General features: G+C 69.8%; 6 protein-coding genes. 3 read left to right on the top strand and 3 right to left on the bottom strand.

Annotated features, from left to right (window positions below; translation table 11 throughout):
• Positions 1–299: 299 nt before the first annotated feature.
• Positions 300–1,493: a PQQ-dependent sugar dehydrogenase gene (locus A7A76_RS09655; protein WP_206411002.1), complete on the bottom strand. Its 1,194-nt coding sequence runs from the start codon at positions 1,491–1,493 to the stop codon at positions 300–302.
• 246 nt (positions 1,494–1,739) lie between these two features.
• On the bottom strand, positions 1,740–3,617 hold the full coding sequence (locus A7A76_RS09650; RefSeq protein ID WP_206411001.1) for an ABC transporter ATP-binding protein: 1,878 nt from the start codon (positions 3,615–3,617) through the stop codon (positions 1,740–1,742).
• Between the two features lie 245 nt (positions 3,618–3,862).
• Between A7A76_RS09650 and A7A76_RS09645 the strand changes: the two genes are divergently transcribed.
• Positions 3,863–4,099, top strand: a complete 237-nt coding sequence (locus A7A76_RS09645) for a hypothetical protein (RefSeq protein ID WP_241200839.1) — start codon at positions 3,863–3,865, stop codon at positions 4,097–4,099.
• 89 nt (positions 4,100–4,188) lie between these two features.
• A complete protein-coding gene (locus tag A7A76_RS09640; protein ID WP_241200838.1) occupies positions 4,189–4,416 on the top strand; it encodes a hypothetical protein in 228 nt (75 codons plus the stop codon).
• 156 nt (positions 4,417–4,572) lie between these two features.
• Here the strand turns inward: A7A76_RS09640 and A7A76_RS09635 are convergent, their stop codons facing one another.
• Positions 4,573–4,941 carry a hypothetical protein gene (locus A7A76_RS09635; RefSeq protein WP_206411000.1) on the bottom strand — a complete coding sequence of 123 codons (369 nt, stop codon included), beginning with the start codon at positions 4,939–4,941 and terminating at the stop codon, positions 4,573–4,575.
• A gap of 108 nt (positions 4,942–5,049) precedes the next feature.
• Here A7A76_RS09635 and A7A76_RS09630 point away from each other — a divergent pair, with 108 nt between their 5' ends.
• Positions 5,050–6,618, top strand: coding sequence for a fumarate hydratase (locus A7A76_RS09630; protein WP_343225308.1), 1,569 nt, complete (start codon positions 5,050–5,052; stop codon positions 6,616–6,618).
• Positions 6,619–6,755 lie beyond the last annotated feature (137 nt).

Raw genomic sequence — 6,755 nt, 5'->3', positions numbered from 1 at the left:
GATCAGCCGCAGCAGCGCGGCGGTTCGTTCGCGCCGCCCGGCAAGGGCGCCGCGCCGCTCGGCGGAGCGCTGGCCGATGCGTTCGCGCGGGCCAAGCAGAAGTCCTGAGCCGCGCATCGCGTCGAAACGAAAAAGCCGCCTTCGGGCGGCTTTTTCGTTGGCGGTCGCGGGGGTTCGTAATGGTTGGGTCGGCGCGGTCGCGGCTCGCGCCGCTCCTACATGGAGCCCCTGTAGGAGCGGAGCGAGCCGCGACCGCGACAACGCAACGACGACGATCCCCGCCTATCGCGCCGAACGCATCACTTCACCTTGGGCGGATCGATCCGCAACAACTTGCCCTCGCTCTCGTCGGTCAGCACGTACACCTTGCCGTCGGCCGACACGCGCACGTCGCGGATGCGCCAGCCCAGCGGCTTGAGCAGGCGTTCTTCCTTGACGATCCTGTCGCCGTCCAGGCTCAGCCGGATCAGGCTGCCGTCGGCGAGCGCGCCGAGGAACAGGCTGTCGTTCCAGGCCGAACCGGCGTGGCCGGTGTAGAAGGCCATGCCCGACAGCGCCGGCGATTTCTCCCACACGTGGTACGGCGGTTCCATGCCGGGTTTTTCCTTGCCTTCGGCCTCGGCGATCTTGAGCCCGCTGTAGTCGATGCCGTGGGTCACGATCGGCCAGCCGTAGTTCTTGCCCGGCTGCGGCAGATTGATCTCGTCGCCGCCGCGCGGGCCGTGCTCGGCTTCCCACAGCGTGCCGGTGCGCGGGTCCACCGCCAGCGACTGCATGTTGCGGTGGCCGTAGCTCCAGATTTCCGCGCGCGCATCGCTGCGGCCGACGAAGGGGTTGTCGGCCGGCACGCTGCCGTCGAGGTTCAGCCGCACCAGCTTGCCCTGCAGCTTGTCGAGCTGCTGCGAGGCCATGCGCTGCTGGCGCTCGCCCTGGGTGATGAACACATGGCCCTTGCCGTCGAAGGCGATGCGCGAGCCGAAATGATTGGGGCCGACCAGCTTGGGCTGCTGCTGGTAGATCCGCGTGACCTCGCTCAACGCGTCGGTGCCGAGCGTGGCCGTGGCTACCGCGGTGCCGGCGCTGCCGTCGGGGCCGGGCTCGGCGTAGCTGAGGTAGATGCGCCGGCTGCTGGCGAAATCCGGCGCCAGCACCACGTCGAGCAGGCCGCCCTGGCCTTGCGCCCACACCTCGGGCACGTTCTTCAGCGGCGCGGAGATCGCGCCGTCGGCGCTCACCCGGCGCAGCCGGCCGGCGCGTTCGGTGACCAGGAAGCCGCCGTCGGGCAACAGCGCCACCGCCCAGGGATGTTCGAAGCCGCTGGCGACTTCGGCGACCCGCAGTTCGCCCAGATCGCTGGGCACGGCGTGGGTGGCCGCTTGCGCCGGCGCGGGTTTCGGCGCGGCGGCGGCCGCGGCGTCGTTGCCGCGCTGGCAGGCGGCGAGGCTGAGCAGCAGGGCGGCGGCGAGGGCGCCGCGGCGTAGGTAGGACGTCATGCATCGCTCCAGGGCGCTGAGGGCGTGGGTTCGACCATAGCCCGGCGGGCGGGGCGGGACAATTCGACTTGTGTTTGCGTTTGTAGCTTGCGCGGTAGGTGCGGCATGGCGGTCGCGGCTTGCGCCGCTCCTACCGGTAGCGATCGCCGCTACATGAGCTACCTGTAGGAGCGGCGCAAGCCGCGACCGCGCCATTGCACGCAACGGCGAAACTCACCCGCAAACCGATTCAGGCCACCGCGCCGATCACCGATACCCCGCCGCCTGCAATTCGAACAACTCCGCATAGCGCCCGCCCTGCGCCAGCAGCTCCTCATGCGTGCCGCTGGCCTCCAGCCGCCCCTGCGCCAGCACCAGGATGCGGTCGGCCATGCGCACGCTCGAAAACCGGTGCGAGATCAGCACCGCGGTCTTTTCCTGCGACAGCTCCTTGAAGCGCTGGAACACTTCGAATTCGGCGCGCGCGTCCAGCGCCGCGGTCGGTTCGTCGAGGATCATCACCTGCGCGTCGCGCATGTAGGCGCGGGCGATGGCGATCTTCTGCCATTGCCCGCCCGACAGGTCCACGCCGTTCTTGAAGCGCCGGCCGATGGGCTGGTCGTAGCCGCGCGGCAGGCCGGCGATGACTTCGTCGGCCATCGAGCGCCGCGCCGCCTCGCGGATGCGTTCGGCGTCGTCCATCGCATCGATCTGGCCGACGCCGATGTTCTCGCCGGCGCTGAGGTCGTAGCGGACGAAGTCCTGGAAGATCACGCCGATGCTGGCGCGCAGCTGGTCCAGGTCGTACTCGCGCAGGTCGCGGCCGTCGAGCAGGATGCGGCCCTCGTCGGGCTCGTACAGCCGCGCCAGCAGCTTGACCAGGGTGGTCTTGCCGGCGCCGTTCTCGCCGACCAGGGCCAGCACTTCGCCGGCGCGCAGTTCGAAGTCCAGCCCGCGCAGCGCCCAGCGCTCGGCGTCGGGATAGCGGAAGCCGACGTTCTCGAACACGAAGCCCGTGCGGATCGGCTGCGGCACCGCCGCCGCATCGGCGGGCGAAGCGATCTCCGGCTGGATCCGGAAGAACGAGAACAGATCGTCCAGATACAGCGCCTGCCCGGCCACCTGCGAGAACCCGACCAGCAGCCCTTCGAGCAATTGGCGCAGCCGGCGGAAGCTGCCGGCCAGGAAGGTGAGGTCGCCGATGCTGAAATCGCCCTTGACCGTGCGCCAGGCGATGTAGCCGTAAGCGACGTAGTAGCCCAGCGTTCCCAGTCCCGCCAACACCGTGCCCCAAAACGCGCGGCGGCGGGCGAGGCCGCGGTTGGCGGCGAAGAACTTGTCGGCGAGCTGGCGATAGCGCGCGATCAGGAAGCGGTGGAGGTTGAAGATCTTCACCTCCTTGGCCGTTTCCACGCTCGCGCCCATCTGCCGCACGTATTCGAGTTGGCGCCGCTCCGGCGTCCAGGCGTAGTTGAGCGAATAGCTCAGCGCGTTGAAGTGGGCCTCGCCGACGAAGGCCGGAATCAGCGCCACCGCCAGCAGCGCGATCAGCCACGGCGCGTAGACCAGCAGGCCGACGGCGAAGCTGATCACGGTGACGGTGTCCTGGACCTGGCCGAACAGCTGGCTCATCAGGCTCATCCGGCCCACGGTCTGGCGGCGCGCGCGGTCGAGCTTGTCCTGCAGGTCGGGGTCTTCGAAGTCTTCCAGGTCCAAGGTCGCCGCATGTTCCATCAGGCGCACGCTGGTGGCGTTGGTGAACAGCTCCGAGAGCATCTGGTCGCCGTAGCTGATCACCCGGCCGAGCAGGTCGGAGGCCACCGCCAGGGCGAATTCGAGCAGCAGCAGCGCGCCCAGCGTGTCGAGCTGGCCGCCGTGCCAGGCCTGGGCCAGCGAATCGACGTGGATGCCGGCGCCGACCAGGCGCACCGCCTCGTCGATGATGAGCTTGCCGACGTACAAGGTCGCGATCGGCAGCAGCGCGCGGATCAGGCGCAGGCCCAGGGTGATCAGGGTCAGGGTCGGGCTGGTCGCCCAGATCTGGCGCAGGAACGGCGGCAGGTTGCGCAGCGCGGCGAAGCGCTCGCGCAGGCTGGGCTTGGCGGCGTGGGCGGACGGCGCGGGCGCGGGATGGGGGCGGCTCATGCGCCGATTGTGCCAAGCATGGCCGGCCAAGTCCGGTCGCGCCTCAGGTTGCGCCTCAGGTCGCGCCGGCGGGGCCGACGCGGCCGCGGCCGCGCTCGCGTTCCTGTACGCCGTCGCGGTTTCGAACACGACCGCTGTCTTAACTGACAGGTCGGCGCCGGGGCCGCTGCGGTTAAGGTGGGCTGCGCTCCGTGCGGAGCGCCCGGCCGGGGCTCGGCCGGTTCGCCATGAAAAGGAGAGTTCGAATGATCACCCAGCAATTGCGTGGCCCGCTCAGGCGCTGGCGCGCGACCGCCGCGCTGGCGGCGTTCGCCTTCGCGTTCGCGTTCGGCGCGACCGCGGCCTCGCGCGACATCATCGTGTGCGGCGGCGGGGTCTATTGCGATTCCGAAGTGCGCCAGCCCTGCCTGGATTCGGGCAAGAGCGCGGCGTTCTGCGACCGCTTGTGGCGCGGCTGCGTGCTCGACGCCTGCCCGCAGTGAGGCCGGTGCCGGCGCGGTCCGGCCCTATTTGGCCGGACCGCGCCGGATCGGACCGCGAATAGAAACCCAGATCGAATAGGAGAGTTCGAATGAAACTGCCTGGCATCCTCAAGACCCGCCGCGCCAGCTTCGGCCTGGCCGTGTTCGCGTTTGCGTTCGCCTTCGCCGCCACCGCCGCGCCGCGCGACCTGATCGTCTGCGCCGGCGGCGTGTACTGCTACGACCTGCAGCGCGAGTGCGAGCAGGAGCACGGCGCCGGCGCCTTCTACTGCGAACTGCAGTGGCGCTCCTGCGTGCTCGACGCCTGCCCGCAGTGAGGCGGCCGCGGCCCGCTTCGCCGGGGCGGGCCGCTTCGAACAAGCGCGCGTCGAGCCAGCGCGCGTTGGCGGGCGCGCGCAGCGGCGCGAGGCGCGAGCGAACGACAGCCGGCCTTCGCCGAGCCGCTGTGGCGTCGAGATCTGCTCGCCCCGCGCTCAGATCGTCGCGGCGAGACCGAAGATCGGCAGGTACAGCGCCACCACCACCAGCGCAGCCGCGCCCAGGCCGGCGAACACGCCGAACGCGCAGGCCCAGCGGTCGCGGCGCGGCCGCGGCGCCGCGGCCCAGATCGCCAGCACCCGCAGGGGCAGCAGGCACGGCGCCCACGGGTAGTCCAGCAGGCAGCCGGTGAGCTCCGGCAGCTCGGCGCCGAAGGAGGCGAATACCCGCCTGAAACGGGGAACCAGCAGCAGCGAGCCGATCCCGGCGATCGAACTGGCGCCCAGGCCGGACAGCAGCCAGATCGGATTGAACGGCGGCTGCGCGGGCGAGGGCAGCGGGGATGTCGGCGGCCGATAGCTCATGGGATGCTGTTTTCCCCGTGATTTCCGCCCCAGCCGGGCCCGGACGGGGCCGCCGGCCGGGCCGGACGGGTAGAATAGCCGTCCCCACCGCCAGCCTTATCGCCCGCCGTGACCGCACTTCCGTCTTCGACCGCCTCCAGCGGCCCCGTCGTCATCCGCCAGGACGACCTGATCCAGTCCGTCGCCGACGCCCTGCAGTACATCAGCTACTACCACCCGGTCGACTACATCAAGAACCTCACCAAAGCCTACGAGCGCGAGGAGTCGCCGGCGGCCAAGGACGCCATCGCCCAGATCCTGATCAACTCGCGCATGTGCGCCGAGGGCCACCGGCCGATCTGCCAGGACACCGGCATCGTCACCGTGTTCCTGGAAATCGGCATGGACGTGCGCTGGGACGGCGCCACGATGGGCGTGGAGGACATGGTCAACGAAGGCGTGCGCCGCGCCTACAACCACCCCGACAACAAGCTGCGCGCCAGCGTGCTGGCCGATCCGGCCGGCAAGCGCGCCAACACCCGCGACAACACGCCCGCGGTGGTCAACGTCAAGGTCGTCCCGGGCAACACCGTCGATGTGATCGTCGCGGCCAAGGGCGGCGGCTCGGAGGCGAAGTCGAAGTTCGCCATGCTCAACCCGTCCGATTCCATCGTCGACTGGGTGCTCAAGACCGTGCCGACCATGGGCGCGGGCTGGTGCCCGCCGGGCATGCTCGGCATCGGCATCGGCGGCACCGCCGAGAAGGCGATGCTGCTGGCGAAGGAATCGCTGATGGAGCCGATCGACATCACCGAGCTGCAGGCGCGCGGCGCCAGCAACCGCGCCGAAGAACTGCGCCTGGAGCTGTACGAGAAGGTCAACGCGCTCGGCATCGGCGCGCAGGGCCTGGGCGGGCTGACCACGGTGCTCGACATCAAGGTCAAGGACTACCCGACCCACGCCGCCAACCTGCCGGTGGCGATGATCCCGAACTGCGCGGCGACCCGCCACGCCCACTTCACCCTCGACGGCAGCGGCCCGGTCATGCTCGACCCGCCGTCGCTGGAAGACTGGCCGCAGCTGACCTACGACTCGTCCAAGGGCCGCCGCGTCGATCTCGACACCGTCACCGCCGAGGACGTGGCCAGTTGGAAGCCCGGCGAAGTGCTGCTGCTCAACGGCAAGCTGCTGACCGGCCGCGACGCCGCGCACAAGCGCATCGTCGACATGCTCAACAAGGGCGAAGAACTGCCGGTCGACTTCAAGGGCCGCTTCATCTACTACGTCGGCCCGGTCGATCCGGTGCGCGACGAAGTCGTCGGCCCGGCCGGCCCGACCACGGCCACGCGCATGGACAAGTTCACCGAACAGGTGCTGGCGCAGACCGGCCTGCTCGGCATGGTCGGCAAGGCCGAGCGCGGCCCGGCCGCGATCGAGGCGATCCAGAAGCACCGCTCGGTCTACCTGATGGCCGTCGGCGGCGCGGCCTACCTGGTGTCGAAGGCGATCAAGGCCTCGCGCGTGGTCGGTTTCGCCGACCTCGGCATGGAAGCGATCTACGAATTCACCGTGCAGGACATGCCGGTGACGGTTGCGGTCGACAGCGCCGGCGAGTCGGTGCACAGGACCGGGCCGAAGGAATGGCAGGCACGGATTTTAAGCGGAAAGATCGGCAAGATTCCGGTGGTGGTCGAGTAAGCCTCGGCCTGCACTGCGATGCAGTTCCCACGACGCCCGGCACCTGCCGGGCGTCGTCGTTACGGGGGCGATGAAAGTTGCGCGGTGGTTGCGGATTCGCGGTCGCGGCTCGCGCCGCTCCTACATGGGCTACCTGT

Origin of the sequence: Lysobacter enzymogenes, assembly GCF_017168095.1 — a bacterium.
In the GTDB taxonomy this organism is placed as follows: domain Bacteria; phylum Pseudomonadota; class Gammaproteobacteria; order Xanthomonadales; family Xanthomonadaceae; genus Lysobacter; species Lysobacter enzymogenes_D.
This window is presented reverse-complemented; position numbering and strand designations above follow the sequence as displayed.

What these genes read in the sequence shown, in the direction of transcription:
- A7A76_RS09655 (WP_206411002.1), bottom strand. Translation starts at nt 1,493, where the DNA reads ATGACGTCCTACCTACGCCGCGGCGCCCTCGCCGCCGCCCTGCTGCTC.
- A7A76_RS09650 (WP_206411001.1), bottom strand. Translation starts at nt 3,617, where the DNA reads ATGAGCCGCCCCCATCCCGCGCCCGCGCCGTCCGCCCACGCCGCCAAG.
- A7A76_RS09645 (WP_241200839.1), top strand. Translation starts at nt 3,863, where the DNA reads ATGATCACCCAGCAATTGCGTGGCCCGCTCAGGCGCTGGCGCGCGACC.
- A7A76_RS09640 (WP_241200838.1), top strand. Translation starts at nt 4,189, where the DNA reads ATGAAACTGCCTGGCATCCTCAAGACCCGCCGCGCCAGCTTCGGCCTG.
- A7A76_RS09635 (WP_206411000.1), bottom strand. Translation starts at nt 4,941, where the DNA reads ATGAGCTATCGGCCGCCGACATCCCCGCTGCCCTCGCCCGCGCAGCCG.